This is a genomic window from Dactylococcopsis salina PCC 8305, assembly GCF_000317615.1.
Classification (GTDB): Bacteria; Cyanobacteriota; Cyanobacteriia; order Cyanobacteriales; family Rubidibacteraceae; genus Halothece; species Halothece salina.
Genome location: NC_019780.1, coordinates 2,410,119 through 2,425,139 on the forward strand (window position 1 = coordinate 2,410,119; position 15,021 = coordinate 2,425,139).

A 15,021-nucleotide genomic window follows, 5' to 3' on the forward strand; every position below is an offset into this window, starting at 1 on the left:
TGATAAGGTCATGTCTGATCTCGATCGAGGCATTATGAAGTTTAGAGGGGCGGATAAGCCTGTTGTCGTTGCTGTGTCTTCAGTAGTAGTTCTCGGCGCGATCGTTGCTTTAATCCTCTGGGCGTTACAAGTGGCTTACGTGGTGGAATAAAATCGTTTCGATTTCACGCAAAAAAACGATCGCGCTGCTAGAACAAACGGCGCGATCTTTATTTTTAGTGCCTCCTGAAAAAGTCCATTGGTTGGTTTAGTAAGGCAAGAGGCAAGAGGCAAGAGGCAAAAGGCAAGAGGCAAGAGGCAAGACTTCAGGACTTACGCAGTTGAATAAATTTCGCCCCCTCGCCCCCAACTTTGGGGGAAATTAATTGATCAAGTCCCCCAGAATTGGAGGATTTAGGGGGCAACTTCCGCCCCCTCGCCCCGAACTTTGGGGGAAATTAATTCATAAAGTCCCCCAGAATTGGGGGATTCAGGGGGCGAGTGCGTAACTTCCAGACTTTATCGATCGAGATACTGTTCTAAAGCCTCAGAAACAATTTTGGTCATACTGGTTCCCCGTTCATTGGCAGCCGCTTTCAGGCGTTCGTGTAGTCCTTCATAGATACTAATCCGATGACGACGACCTTTTCCACCAGCGCTGGGGATAACTTGGTTTGGATCATAATTGGCACTATACTCTTGTATCGCTTCAAACCCAACACGATTACAAAATTCGCCAAAACTTTCCTGTTTGTTGCGCTTTTGTTTGTAAAACGCTAATATCGGCTCAATATATTCTTCTAGCTCATCGATCGGCATCTTGTCAACATAAGGACGAGCTAAGGCAGTTTGATTGGGGGTTCCCCCTAACCACAGTTGATAACTTTTCGGCGCACTACCCACAAATCCTAATTCTGCCATATAAGGACGGGCGCAACCATTGGGACAACCAGTCATCCGTACCACTAATTCCTGTTTGGACATTCCCAGTTTTTTCAAGACACCGCGAACCCGATCTAAAATACTGGGTAAGGCTCTTTCTGATTCCGTAATCGCTAATCCACAGGTAGGAAGGGCTGGGCAAGCCATCGAATAGCGCAAAAGATGATCTAAATCATTGGGATTGGTAATCAGTCCGTGATTGGTTAATATGGCTTCGATCGCGCTTTGGTCTTCAGGATTAATTTCGTACAGAATCACGTCATGGTTCGCCGTTAACCGCATGGGAATCTGATATTGTTCCACCACTTCCCGCAATGCGGATTTTAAGCGAAAACTCCCCTCATCTTTAACGCGACCATTCTCCACTGATAAACCAAAGAACAGTTTACCGTCTCCTTGTTCATGCCAACCGAGAAAATCCTTATATTCAAACGGAGGAAGCGGTTTCGAGTCTGGTAAGGGTTTCCCAAAATATTCTTCTACTTTGCTGCGGAACTTCTCTACACCCCAATCATGGAGAAGATATTTCATTCTCGCATTACGACGCTGCACGCGATCGCCATAATCTCTCTGAGTCGCGACGATCGCTTTTAATAGATCATATACATCACCTTTATCCACATAACATAAAGGATCAGACATCCGCGCAAAGGTTTCTTCTTTGTTGTGAGTGCGTCCCATTCCACCACCAGCGAGGACATTAAAGCCTTGTAATTCCCCGTCTTCATCGGTAATGACGATTAAACTCACATCATGGGTATAAACATCAATGGAATTATCTCCAGGAACGGTCACGCAACACTTAAACTTGCGAGGCATATAATATTTCCCATAAACGGGTTCTTCCCCCTCATGGAAAATTGTCCCATTACCATTGCGTTCTCTCGCCGCTTGGACTTCTGGCGCTTCTTCTACACTGACAAACTTTTCCCCATCTAGCCAAATCTCATAATAGGCTTCCGTTTGAGGACGGAGTAAGTCGGCAATATTATCGGCGTACTGCCAGGCGTACTGATATTCTTTGCTATTTTTAAAGGGGGCTGGCGGGGCCATCACGTTACGATTTAAGTCGCCACAAGCGCCTAATGTTGACCCCATGTTGCGAATAATGCGGCTGATGGTTTCCTTGAGATTTTTCTTGAGAATCCCGTGTAACTGAAACCCTTGTCGCGTGGTTACTCGCAACGTTTGATTACCATACTCATTAGCGAGATCATCAAGGGTTAAATACAGTTCTGGTGGAATGAAACCCCCTGGGTTACGAGTTCGCAACATGAACTGATAATCTTTTTCTTGTCCTTTTTGGCGGTTGTCGCGGTTGTCTTGTTGATAAGACCCATGAAATTTCAGGATTTGAACTGCGTCTTGGCTGAAGTGGGTGGTGTCTTCTTGGAGTTCACTGGTGAGGGGTTCTCGTAAAAAATTACTATTTTCCTTGATTCCTTCTAGTTTTGATGGTTTTGCGGTTTTTGCTGGTTTTGATGCTACCATTACTGCTTTGTTCTCGCTCGATCGTTACTGTTGTGGATCACCGCTAAACCTCTCGGAATTACGGTGATTATTTCCATCATATCGCGAGTGGATCATTTTTCAACTATGACGGAACTATGAGGGAAATTTGAAGGAAATATGAATAAATAAGAAGAAATAATAAGCTACGATCGAGGCTAGTTTAAGCAAAAGTTCCCTTAATTTAGCAATAAGAAATGCAACTCGTTACAATTGGATTAATGTCAGTGGGATTAGCTGCGGATGCGTTTGCGGTATCTTTAACCAGTGGCTTTTTAATCAAACGAATTAAAGTAAATAAAGCGCTAAAAATTGCTTTATTTTTTGGAATTTTTCAAACCTTAATGCCGCTTTTAGGTTGGGTAACAGGATTAGGCTTTCGAGAATTAGTGAGCGCGATCGCGCATTGGATTGCTTTTACGCTTTTAGCTTGGTTAGGGGGCAATATGATTTATGAAGCACTAACGGGGGATGAAGAAAAACCCTTTAATCCCTTAGATAACTCAACGCTGTTTGGGTTAGCCATTGCTACCAGTTTAGATGCTTTAGCGGCGGGTTTGGGAATTTCTGTGATTAAAATGCCTTTAGTAATAACGGTTAGTATTATCGGTTTGATTACATTTTTACTCTGTTTTTTAGGTGTATTTATGGGGCATCGGTTTGGTAATTTATTGAGTGAAAAAGTAGAAGTTATTGGGGGATTAATTCTCATTGGAATTGGCAGTAAAATTTTAATCGAGAATTTACTTCCGATTTCTTAACTTTGATTAATACCATTTTGAATAACTGACGCTACACACCAACTCATTATTCCCCCCTTTCAAAGGGGGGTTAGGGGGGATAAACTGTAACACCACTTTTTGAAAATGGTATGATTTGGCTTTCCAATTAGCTGGTAAGGGAACGCTCGATCGCCTATGATGTAAGTCAGTAGGAAGACCGATAATTGTTTAACTGGTAAGGAATCAGGATAAGCGGATCAAAAGTTGTTCTAAAATGGCTGATAACAGCAACTCACCACAAAGCGCTTTGTTATGAAACGACTTTTGATCTTTGGTCTATTTTTTTTCGGACTCACCTTTGCTCTTTGGAACTTTACATTGAGCGCATCACAAGGGAATTATCGCTCTTATGTTCTCGATTTCAAGGAAGATATTTCCCAATCTGTCATCGAGAATCAGTTAAAAACATTACAAGATAAGTATGATGTTACCGTTGAATTGAACAGTGAATTTTCTGATCGCGATCGCGTTTATATTCTCAAATCAGAGGAAGAACTCCCCACACTCAAACCTCTGAAACAACTGCTCAAAGGAACAACTGAAGCCATCGATCGCAACTACCGCTATCAGGCTTTTGCTATCCCCAACGACCCCAATTATAACCAACAATGGAACTTTCGCAGCATCAACCTCGAACAAGCCTGGGATGATACCCAAGGCGACGGCGTAACCGTTGCGGTAATTGATACAGGAGTCAGTCAAGTTCCCGACTTAAAGCAAACTGAGTTTGTGGAAGGCTATGATTTTGTCAACGATCGAACACAAGCTGATGATGATGTGGGACACGGGACTCACGTTGCGGGAACAATTGCTCAATCCACCAACAATAATTATGGTGTAGCAGGGATTGCCTACAAAGCCAAAATTATGCCCATTAAAGTCCTTGATGGCAATGGTGGGGGAACCGTCGCCGATATCGCTGAAGGCATCCGTTTCGCTGCAAATAATGGGGCTGATGTCATTAATTTGAGTCTCGGTGGCTTAGGAGACAGTCACATCATGTCAGAAGCGATTAAATACGCCAACGAAAAAGATGTGGTGATTGTCGCCGCTGCGGGAAACTCCAACCAAAATTCTGCCGCTTATCCCGCCCGTTATCCCCATGTTATCGGCGTTTCTGCCCTAGATGCAGCAGGAGTAAAAGCCAATTATTCCAACTTTGGCGCAGGAGTGGATATCTCCGCACCTGGGGGAAGTGAAGCGGGAAAAGTCGTCCAAAATACCATCAGCCCCGATACTGGAGAAGCGGTTTTTACAGGGTATCAGGGAACCAGTATGGCAGCCCCTCACGTCGCGGGTGTCGCCGCTTTAATTAAAAGTGCGGGAATTACCGAACCCGAAGAAGTGCTGAGTGTCTTAAAACAATCAGTGCGAAAAGTGCAGGAAGACCCCAAAAATCATTACGGTGTGGGACAATTAGACGCAGGTCAAGCGGTTAAATTAGCAATGCGCGGACAAATTAGCGTTCGTGACTTTGTGCGGTGGATGCGGGATAATGGTTATCTCAATCCTCGTTTCTGGATTGATGGCGGAACCGTGATGTTACCGTTTAAGTTAGCAACGGTCATCGGTGGTTATCTTCTCGCTTGGTTCTTAAGAAACTATTTCCCCTTTGCTTGGAGTTGGGCGTTAGGAAGTGGCATTATTGCAGGAAGTTCGGGCTTATTTTTCCTCAAAGGATTCTATATTTTTGATCTCCCCCAAGCACCGTTTCGGGTGATGGGAAGTTCTATCCCAGAGTTAGGAAATGCAATTCAAGGAAGTCCGATTCTCAATCCTTTCTTTGCCAGTGTGTTGATTCCATTAGGATTAATCCTGTTACTGTTACAACATCCCCGTTGGCGTTGGTTTGCGGTGGGAACCAGTTTGGGAGTTGCTTCCTTTTTAGCAATGAGCGCGATCGTTTCTCCTGCCGTTTGGGGACTCGGTAGCGGCGCGATCGCCAGAAGCTATCTTCTCCTTAATGCTCTATTATGCTGGGGATTAGGACGTTTGGCAACTCGTGACGAAAAAGCCGTTTCTTAGTTTTTAAAACCTCATTGGGGTGAATAATCTTTCGCCCCGATTCAGATACAAACTGCCGAATTATCGATCATTTCTAGAACAATTACAATCTAGAAAGAATAATGATTGATGAGACTATCTTGCGATGAACGTTATCCATTTACCGATTTATCAGTTTTTAGAAGGTTCAGGAAAGAGTTTTGTTATCCCTGTTTATCAACGAGATTATGCTTGGACAAAAATCAATTGTCAGAAACTTTGGGATGATATTGTCGATTTAAGTTATCAAGGAAGAAACGATCATTTTCTCGGAACACTGGTGACAATTGGAAGTGGTTTCCAAGAATATACAATTATTGATGGACAGCAACGATTAACCACGATTTCAATTATGTTGATCGCGCTTCATAATTATTTAAAGCAACAAGATCAACTTCCCCAACAGGAACAATTTTTATCAGAACAAGTTTTAGAGTTTCTCATTAATAAATATGCGCCTGAAAAGCATCAAAGAATCCGCCTCAAGCCGAATCAACAAGATCAAACCTCTTTTGCAAGTCTCTTTGAAGATGATCGCTCTTTTGACGGACAATCTAACATTATCAATAACTACAAATTTTTCTATGATAAAATCAGTTCTGGACAACTCTCCCCTTCACAATTTTTTCAATCTTTTCAGAAGCTCAAAATTGTTTTAATTGATTTAGTGAGAGAACAAGATGATCCGCAGTTAATCTTTGAAAGTTTAAACTCAACCGGTGTTGATCTCACCGCAGGAGATTTAATCCGCAACTATATTTTAATGGATTTACCTCCGATTGAACAGGATCAAATGTATAAGAATTACTGGCTAAAAATTGAGAATTTAGTTGGTAATCTTGCCGAATTTGTTAGAAATTATCTCATTTATCAGGAAAAGGTTTCGGTGAAACGAGATGATGTTTATACTGTCTTTAAGAAATTTGCGGTTAAACAATTTAATAATGATAAAGAGACAATTGTTAAAGATTTGCTCTACTTTGCTGAAATTTATAGCTGGTTAGTTCAAATTAGAAGCCATAATAACACAGGAATTAATCACCGTTTACTGAGATTAAATAAAATTGAGTTTACAGTCTGTCATCCTTACTTGTTTGATGTTTTTAATGATTTAAAACAGGGATTTTTAACGGAAGATGCGGTGACAGAAATTTTAGCCATTATCGAAAGTTATGCTTTTCGGAAGATTATTGTGGATAATTCTACTCAAGGGCTAAATAAAATGTTTATTACCTTTTCTAAGGAAATTAAGAAGGAAACGAGTTGGAAAAGTAGTTACCTGGAAATTCTTAAGTTTAAGATACTGGAGAAAACAGCATCACAGAGATTTCCCAATAATCAAGAGTTTGAAACCGCTCTAATTTATAAAGAGATTTATCGCACACAATCGAAAAACAAAAACTTTTTATTAGAATCTTTGGAAAACCATAATTCCTCTTATAAAGTAAATTTAGAGGAGTTGACGATCGAGCATATTATGCCACAAAAACTAACGAAAGATTGGAAAGAAGTTTTAGGAAACAATTGGCAAGAAATTCATAAAAAGTATTTACACACTTTAGGAAATTTAAGTTTAACGGCGAAGAATCAACAGTTATCTAATCAGTCTTGGGAAGATAAACAAGCGATTGATTATCAAGAAAGTAAACTAAAACTGAATTTCAAACTCGATCGCGCCACGCAATGGAAGGAAGAAGAAATCGTTAAACGAGGAAAAAGACTCGCACAAGAAGCGTTACAAATTTGGAGTTATCCCGAAACGAAATATGAAAAAAATCAACCCGATGAGCAACTATTTGATTTAAGCAGTGAGGATAGTTTTAGTGGTAGTAAACCTGCTTATTTATACATCGAGAATGAAGACGCAATCAAGTTAAAAACTTGGAAAGATTTACTCGTTTATGTCTGTCGATACTTATATGATTTCTCTCCCACTCAGTTTAAACATCTTCAAAATAGTCCCGAATTTCGTTGGAATTTTGATCCGAAAAAACCCTTACGAAGAGCGACGGAATTTGCTGAAAATAAATATGTTGAGGGGAACATTAGTGCGAATGGAACAATTACTTTTTTGGGAAAACTGTGTGAGCGAATGAACTATCCTCCTGAAAAGATTTCTTTTTCAGTTAAAAATAATAAATCATAGCGGTGAATTAATTAATAATTGATTGCTCATTTTTCCTTGCTTTTAGGGGCGTTTTCTAAAATTGGCAACACTTCCCATTATGTAAGAACAGTCTATCAGGAAACCCGATCGAGCGCAACCCCTGAATCAAAAAAATTTTTCTGTTTGGAGTTGAAATGATGTTTTATTCAATATTAGAATCCGTTTGCATACCATATTTTCTGTATTTTGCCCACTGTTTTTCCTTATGGTTGCTGTTCGATCATCTTTTCAATCCTTATGCTCGATCGAGGCTTGTCAATACGGGTGGGGGGGATACTAGCAACGAGTTTCCTTGCTTTTAGGGGTGTTTTCTAAAATTGGCAACACTTCCCATCGTGTAAAAACAGTCTATCAGGAAACCCGATCGAGCGCAACCCCTGAATCAAAAAATTTTTTGCCTTCTGATGAAATTTAGGAAGAAAACCTGACACGGTAGAGTTGAACAATCTTCTCAATCACTTGTTCAATGGTCAAACCATCTGTCACCAATTCAATCGCGTCGGGTGCTTTTCTCATGGGAGCAATTGAGCGATTACTATCATAAACATCTCGTTCCTGAATCTCCTTCTGTAGCTGTTCAAAATCAATCGTTTCTTGATTTTGAGTCACCATTTCTCGTTGTCGTCGTCGCGCTCGCTCTCCCACCGAAGCCGTCAGAAAGATTTTCAATTCCGCATTGGGGAAAACATGAGTACCAATATCTCGCCCTTCTGCGACTAACCCCCCTTTCTCTCCCCATTGCTGTTGTTGTTCCAATAATTTTTGTCGCACTGCTTTTTGAGCAGCGATTGCGGAAACCTTACGAGTCACCAAAGGAGTCCGAATCAGTTGCGTGATATCTTCTCCATTCAAGTTAACCCTTACTGGAACATCAGGATGGTCACTGAGAGAGAGTTGAAGATCAGCTTGGGATACTAACTCGGCGATTCTCGCTTCATCATCAAGAGATACCTGAGAGTTAAGCACTAACCAAGTAAAAGCTCGATACATTGCTCCCGTGTCCAAGTGTAACAAACCCAACGCCGCCGCGACGCGACGAGTAACCGTCGATTTTCCTGCACCAGCGGGCCCATCAATGGCGATAATCGGAGATCGATCGAGCAATATAATATTATCAATCAAACGAGTCTTTCCCACATAACTGGCTAATGCGAGGAGTCCTTTTCTCTCCACTTGATCTAGAGGTTGTAACGTATCAGGATCAACCAATGCGACATAATCCAAAGGAGAAGAAATCTTTTGACGTAAGATATCCATCAAAGCGGTTGCGTTGCGAACTTGTTGCTGTTCAAAAGCGAGTTTCGATGCTTGTAACCCTTGAGATAACGCTTGTGCTTGTTGTCTCTCCTCCGAAGTTAAATACTGATTGCGAGAACTATAAGCAAGACCAGACGCTTCTCGTACAATGGGACAAGAACGAATTTCGATCGGAAAATTCAAATCTATAACCAACCGACGAATAATCGCTAATTGTTGCGCGTCCTTTTCGCCAAAATAAGCGCTAGTGGGTTGAACAATATTAAACAGCTTTGTCACTACTGTTGCGACTCCTTCAAAATGATTAGGACGACTTTTCCCACACATCTGAGTCGTCATCTGAGAAGGAGGAATCACCTGTGTCATCGTTTCTAGAGAAGAAGGATAAAGTTCTTCTACCGTTGGCGCAAATACCACATCCACACCAGCTTCCTCACATAACTGACAATCCTTTTCCAACTGACGAGGATATCGATCGAGATCAGAATCGGGTTCAAACTGTAAGGGATTGACAAAAATACTGACAATGACCAGATCATTTTCAGCGACAGCATGAGCAATCAAACTGAGATGACCCGAATGTAACGCTCCCATTGTGGGAACTAACGCTATATTTTGTTTCTCTTCCCATGAAGATTGAAGTTGAGTTCTCACTCCCGCAATCGTTTTAAACAGACGCACTGTCTTTCCCCCTGAAGACAACAATTGATTTCAGATACAGAAGTTATCCTAGCTTGTTTCACTCAGGGTTACAAATTCTTTTTCACCACCAAATTCTGAAACAAGGAGAGGAACGAATCAGTAAACGAACGGGAAAACCCGACGGGACAATATCATTGGCTGATTTCTCCAGAGGAAATGGAGATTGCGATCGCGCCGTTGTGAGGGAAGCCAGCCGCAGCCGAAAACGCTTGGAAAATCGTTCTCGCGTATACGTGAAATCTCCAGTGGAGAACAGGGGAATAATGAACTGAGTGACCTCTTGGCAACGGTGAGCGATCGAATCAGGAATTAAGGAAAGGAATGCTAATGGTGACGAAGTGGCGTTTCAGTAACCAGTAACCAGTGATCAAATAACCAATAACAAAGGAAGGAAATGTCAAGCCAAGATAAGCAAAACTAATTATTTATTGGTTTGAGATTAATCTTTTTAAATTTAAGGGACAATTTACATTTCTTTACAAAGAAAAAAATCGGAAAATATTGACGAGATTGCGCCGTTTGGGGTAGGATAAGCAAAACAATAATCCAGAGGGAGTTATTGTCTAAATTCAGAATACTGGGTTAAAAGTCCGATTCACTCGTTGGAAAATCCAAAATCTTGTCAAGTCTTTTGCGAACAACTCACATGGATTTTTGTTGCGAAGTAAGAATTTTTGTGAAGAGGGGTTGACAGATATCTGGAAAAGTGCATGAGGAGAAAAAACAATTCACAATTGACAAGAGAGAATAGACGATAGAAAATTGATAGATTAAGCCTAAATCAGGGATGACACAAAATCAACTGTGAACAGGTGAGATGGTTAAATTGTGAATGATCAGCAGTCGATTGTCAACAGAAAATAGGTCGGTGCAATGAACTTATTTAAAACTCCAGAAACCTCTCTAGAAGAAGTATTCCGTCAAATTGGGAGCGGTGGCATTCCGCCAGTGGTAGAGAACTTCGATCGAGGCAAGACAATTTTTTTCCCAGGTGATCCAGCAGAACGAGTGTATTTCCTGCTCACAGGAGCAGTCAAACTGTCACGAGTGTATGAAACGGGAGAAGAAATCACCGTCGCGCTTTTGCGAGAAAATAGCGTGTTTGGGGTGTTGTCTCTAATTACTGGTCAAAAGTCCGATCGATTCTATCATGCGGTTGCGTTTACCCCAGTAGAGCTTCTTTCCGCGCCGATTAATCAAGCAGAAACCGCCTTTCGAGAGAATGCCGAATTAACCCGACTGATGCTGCAAGGATTATCCTCTCGGATTTTACAAACAGAAATGATGATTGAAACCCTAGCCCATCGAGATATGGGGTCAAGATTAGTGAGCTTTTTATTAATTTTATGTCGAGATTTCGGACAGCCGACTGCACAAGGAATTCAAATTAACTTAAAATTATCTCATCAAGCAATTGCTGAAGCGATTGGCTCAACTCGCGTCACCGTAACTCGTTTACTAGGAGAATTGCGAGAAGAAGAAATGATTTCAATTGAGAAGAAAAAAATCACAGTCCATAACCCCGTCTTACTCAGTCAACAATTCTCTTAACCCTTTCCCACCATGATGACCAGTGCGCTCGTATTAATTGCAGCAATTTTACTGCTAGGTGGCTTATTAGCGGCGCTGGGAGATTATCTAGGCTCAAAAGTGGGAAAAGCAAGGCTACGAATTTTTAAATTGCGTCCGCGTCAAACGGCGACATTCGTCACGATTTTCACAGGGACATTAATTGCTGCGAGTACATTAGGAATTTTATTTGCAACGAGCGAGTCTTTACGAAAAGGAATTTTCCGCTTAGATGAATATTTAAATCGTTTACAAGACGCACGTAACGAGTTAGCAGAAGCCACTCAAGATAAACGAGAAGTTGAAGCCGAATTAGACAAAGCGCAACAGCGTTTAGACACAGTTAATCGTAAGTTTCAAGCGACGGAAGAAGAGTTAGGAAGGGTATCACAGCAAGTTCAACAATTAAAACAACAACTTTCCAACCTGAAACAAGAGCGAGAAAAACTATTAGCAGAACGGAAAAGATTAGAAGCGCAAATCGTAGAAAAAGACCAAGAATTAGCGCAACAAAAAGAAGCACTTAAAACCACTGAAAACCGTTTAGAAGCATTAGAAAAACAACGGAATGAATTACAAACTGAAATCGAAAAACAAGACCAAGAAATTGCTGATTTAGATGCCATTATTGAGAAACGAGATGAGGTTTTACAGTTTCAAGAACAGAAAGTCAAAAAATTAGAAAATAAAATCGCTGAGTCACAGGAAAAAATTCAAGCGCTAGAGCAATATTACGAAAATTATCAAGCCCTGAGACAAGGAAATGTGGCTTTAGTAAAGGGAGAAGTTTTAGCGTTTAATCTAGTCAAGATTGAAAATTCTCAACAAACTGAAGCCGTAATTAAGCGTATTTTGAGACAAGCAAATCAAAAAGCAATTGAAGCAACACAACCTGGAAATAAAGACTTTCAAGAACAGATTGTTGTCATTACGGAATCACAAGTCAAGCGCTTAGAAGAAACGTTAGCAAGCGGTGAAGAATATGTGGTACAGATTGTAACAGCAGGGAATTACTTAAATGGCGAAAAAAAAATTCGTGTGTTTGCTGATGTTGTGCGGAATCAGAAGATTTTTGAAAAAGGAGAAACGATCGCGTCTTTATCTTTAACTCCCCAAGAAGTGCGATCGGGAAAACTCTTAGAGCGAGTAGAATTATTATTAGCTGCGTCTCGATTTCGATCGCGTCGCGCGGGAATTGTGGGGAATATTGTGGTGGGAGAAAGTAATCTAGAGGTGATTCAATTTATGGAAGAATTAACAACAATTAATCAATCTTATGATCAAATTCAGGCGATCGCAGCGAAAAAGACTTATACAGTGGGTCCTTTGCGATTAAAATTAAAAGTTATGGCAGATGAGCAAGTGATTTTAACGAATTAATGCAATCATGGTTCTAGTATTAGGATTTGATCCAGGACGAGATAAATGTGGGTTAGCATTGGTGGAAACAACGGGAGAAATTATTGAGCAGCAAGTGGTTAATTCTGAGGAAGTTATTTCGACGCTAAACAATTGGTTGAGTCGGTATGTTGTGGGTAAAATGGTCATGGGAAATCAAACCACTGCGTCACAATGGAAGGAGAAATTAACCGCAAGTTTTGCGACAATTCCGATTGAGATGGTAGATGAGCGTAACAGTAGTTTAGAAGCGCGCGATCGTTACTGGGAATTGTATCCAGCGCGGGGATTAAGTGCTTTAATCCCGAAAGGAATGCGACTCCCTCCTCGTCCCATTGATGATATTGTTGCGATTATTTTGGTGGAGCGATCGAGAGATGCCATTTAATTTGAGCTTGACGAGATGTTTCTGTTTTTAAGAGTTCAACTTGGACATAATGTTTAGGAAAATAAGGCAATCTTTCTGACCATTCGATCGCAGTAATCCCAGGTTTCACTTCTTTCCCTTCCCAATAGGTTTCTGGGAATAATTGCTCGATCGCACTGGGAGTTTCTAAGCGATATAAATCTAGATGATAAAGGGGAATTTCCCCTTCTAGATACTCATTAATCAGGGTAAACGTGGGACTAACAATGGGAGTAGTAATCCCTAATCCTTTTCCTAATCCTTGTACATAAGTTGTTTTCCCAGCGCCAAGTTCACCTCCTAATAAAATCACTGTATTCGGAGGAAGCATCTTTGCCATTTTCGCGCCTAATTCCTGAGTTTCAGTGGCATTTGCTAAGGGAACTTCCCAAGATGATTGCGTCATAAGCCATGCTTTTTTAAGGTTATATCATTTCTAGATATTCAGGTTATACCATTTTCAAAAAGTGGTGTTACAGTTTATTCCCTCTAATATCAGGTTCGCTCGATCGATTCCACGCCCATGGAACGTCTCCACGCGAAACCCAACACGCATTATAAGCAATTACCCGAACTTGATATAACCCCCCTTGGAAAGGTTACAGTTCATCCCCCCTAACCTCCTCACTTCGCTCCGGCTTGGAAAGGTTACAGTTTATCCCCCCTAATATCAGGTTCGCTCAATCAATAATAAAAAGTAGGTTGGGTGAAGCGAAGCGAAACCCAACACCAATTATAAGCAATTACCTGAACCTGATATAACCCCCCTTGGAAAGGTTACAGTTTATCCCCCCTAACCTCCTCACTTCGCTCCGGCTTTGAAAGGGGGGAAAAGAAGGGGATGGTATTATTTTGTGCGACTATACCAACGCATAATGACTTTACCCAAACGATAGGAATCGTGGCGAATCTGACCGGAACTGGTATCCATGATATTGGCTAACACGAGACGACGATTTAAACGCGCAATATCTTCTCGATCGACATATACGGGATGAGATTTTTCTTCTGCATACCGTTGTAAACTTTCTGCTGTGGGAGATCGTCCTTGCGCTAATACCGCATCAAATAAAGGCATTTCTGACACCGCATCGATCGCGTCAATATGATCGGAAACCGTGTAACCGTCCGTTTCTCCAGGTTGAGTCATAATGTTACAAATATAGAGACGAGGAACATTAACCCTTGCTAGGGCTTCCCGAATTTCAGGAACGAGTAAATTGGGGATAATACTGGTGTAGAGACTGCCAGGACCCATCAAAATTAAATCTGCGTCCTCGATCGCGCTCAATACGGCGGGTAATGCTGGGGGATTTTCAGGACGACAACCAATGTGAATAATTTTCCCACCTGCTTCGGAAATTTGCGATTCCCCTGCGATGATCCGTCCATCCTCCATTTCTGCCCACAGATTAACATCTGTTAGCGTCGCTGGCAAAACTCGTCCTCTCACCGCTAATACTTTGGAACTGGCGGCGATGGCTTGTTCTAAATCTCCTGTGATATTATTCATTGCTGAGAGAAAAAGATTACCAAAACTATGTCCGCTTAATCCCTCTCCCGTGTGAAACCGATACTGGAATAACTCTGTCAGCAATTTCTCCTCATCTGCGAGGGCGGCTAAACAATTCCGAATATCCCCAGGGGGAAGCATTCCTTGTTCTCGTCGCAGCCTTCCCGATGAACCGCCATCATCAGCGACGGTGACAATTGCGGTAATATTGGCGCTATAGACTTTAATCCCCCGTAAAAGCGTCGAAAGTCCCGTTCCCCCACCGATGGCGACAATTTTCGGTCCTTTATTTAATCTGCGGTGAGTGGTGAGAACATCAATCAATTCTTTGTCTTGATCGGGATTCAGCACTTCTGAAATTGATCCAACGGTTCGGGATTGTCCCCAAAAAATCAAAAATAAACCGAGAACGATCGCCAGAGGGCCAGAAAGATAATTGGGAAGGACATTAGCAATGGCTTCTAAAATACCAGATGTCAATTCAATCAGATAAAAAATGGGGGTTAAATTTGCCCAAATTGCAACCCCAATACTGGTTAACAACACCCCTACCACACTAATCAATAACCAGCGTTTAATGAAAATTCCAGGCGCCAACCACATAAAATAGCGATCGATGCGACGACTACGGGAATTATTAACTGTTGTATAGGGTTTCTGTTTTTTTCCTTTCCACTGACGGCGGAGTCGTTTCATCAAACCCTTAGCCATAATCGGTTCCTCGTGTTAACAATTACCTTTTACAGTAACCAGT

At 41.4% G+C, this 15,021-nt stretch carries 11 protein-coding genes; 7 read left to right on the plus strand and 4 right to left on the minus strand.

Annotation, left to right across the window (positions count from 1 at the left end; all coding sequences use genetic code 11):
• Positions 1 to 10: 10 nt before the first annotated feature.
• Positions 11 to 151: a hypothetical protein gene (locus DACSA_RS21625; RefSeq protein ID WP_015229973.1), complete on the plus strand. Its 141-nt coding sequence runs from the start codon at positions 11 to 13 to the stop codon at positions 149 to 151.
• A gap of 347 nt (positions 152 to 498) precedes the next feature.
• Here the strand turns inward: DACSA_RS21625 and sir are convergent, their stop codons facing one another.
• Entirely contained in the window at positions 499 to 2,412 is a 1,914-nt protein-coding gene (gene sir / locus DACSA_RS11815; RefSeq protein ID WP_015229974.1) for a sulfite reductase, ferredoxin dependent, read from the minus strand.
• Between the two features lie 215 nt (positions 2,413 to 2,627).
• Between sir and DACSA_RS11820 the strand changes: the two genes are divergently transcribed.
• The 3 genes from DACSA_RS11820 to DACSA_RS11830 all read left to right on the plus strand — a co-directional run bounded on the left by DACSA_RS11820 (position 2,628) and on the right by DACSA_RS11830 (position 7,401).
• Entirely contained in the window at positions 2,628 to 3,191 is a 564-nt protein-coding gene (locus tag DACSA_RS11820) for a manganese efflux pump MntP (protein ID WP_015229975.1), read from the plus strand.
• Between the two features lie 273 nt (positions 3,192 to 3,464).
• Entirely contained in the window at positions 3,465 to 5,237 is a 1,773-nt protein-coding gene (locus DACSA_RS11825) for a S8 family peptidase (RefSeq protein WP_015229976.1), read from the plus strand.
• Between the two features lie 124 nt (positions 5,238 to 5,361).
• On the plus strand, positions 5,362 to 7,401 hold the full coding sequence (locus tag DACSA_RS11830; protein WP_015229977.1) for a DUF262 domain-containing protein: 2,040 nt from the start codon (positions 5,362 to 5,364) through the stop codon (positions 7,399 to 7,401).
• A 432-nt stretch (positions 7,402 to 7,833) separates the two neighbouring features.
• Here DACSA_RS11830 and DACSA_RS11835 read toward each other — a convergent pair whose 3' ends face one another.
• A complete protein-coding gene (locus DACSA_RS11835; protein ID WP_015229978.1) occupies positions 7,834 to 9,360 on the minus strand; it encodes a bifunctional pantoate--beta-alanine ligase/(d)CMP kinase in 1,527 nt (508 codons plus the stop codon).
• A gap of 894 nt (positions 9,361 to 10,254) precedes the next feature.
• Between DACSA_RS11835 and ntcA the strand changes: the two genes are divergently transcribed.
• From ntcA to DACSA_RS11850, 3 genes are read left to right on the plus strand one after another with little or no spacing between them, the layout of a single operon-like run.
• Positions 10,255 to 10,932 carry a global nitrogen regulator NtcA gene (gene ntcA, locus DACSA_RS11840; protein WP_015229979.1) on the plus strand — a complete coding sequence of 226 codons (678 nt, stop codon included), beginning with the start codon at positions 10,255 to 10,257 and terminating at the stop codon, positions 10,930 to 10,932.
• A gap of 12 nt (positions 10,933 to 10,944) precedes the next feature.
• Positions 10,945 to 12,330, plus strand: coding sequence for a DUF3084 domain-containing protein (locus tag DACSA_RS11845; protein WP_156800773.1), 1,386 nt, complete (start codon positions 10,945 to 10,947; stop codon positions 12,328 to 12,330).
• A 7-nt stretch (positions 12,331 to 12,337) separates the two neighbouring features.
• Entirely contained in the window at positions 12,338 to 12,736 is a 399-nt protein-coding gene (locus DACSA_RS11850; RefSeq protein WP_015229981.1) for a pre-16S rRNA-processing nuclease YqgF, read from the plus strand.
• Here DACSA_RS11850 and tsaE read toward each other — a convergent pair.
• Complete coding sequence (gene tsaE, locus DACSA_RS11855) at positions 12,702 to 13,160, minus strand: tRNA (adenosine(37)-N6)-threonylcarbamoyltransferase complex ATPase subunit type 1 TsaE (protein ID WP_015229982.1); 459 nt, start codon at positions 13,158 to 13,160, stop codon at positions 12,702 to 12,704. The genes DACSA_RS11850 and tsaE overlap by 35 nt on opposite strands.
• 441 nt (positions 13,161 to 13,601) lie before the next feature.
• Positions 13,602 to 14,978, minus strand: a complete 1,377-nt coding sequence (locus DACSA_RS11860; RefSeq protein WP_015229983.1) for a gluconeogenesis factor YvcK family protein — start codon at positions 14,976 to 14,978, stop codon at positions 13,602 to 13,604.
• Positions 14,979 to 15,021 lie beyond the last annotated feature (43 nt).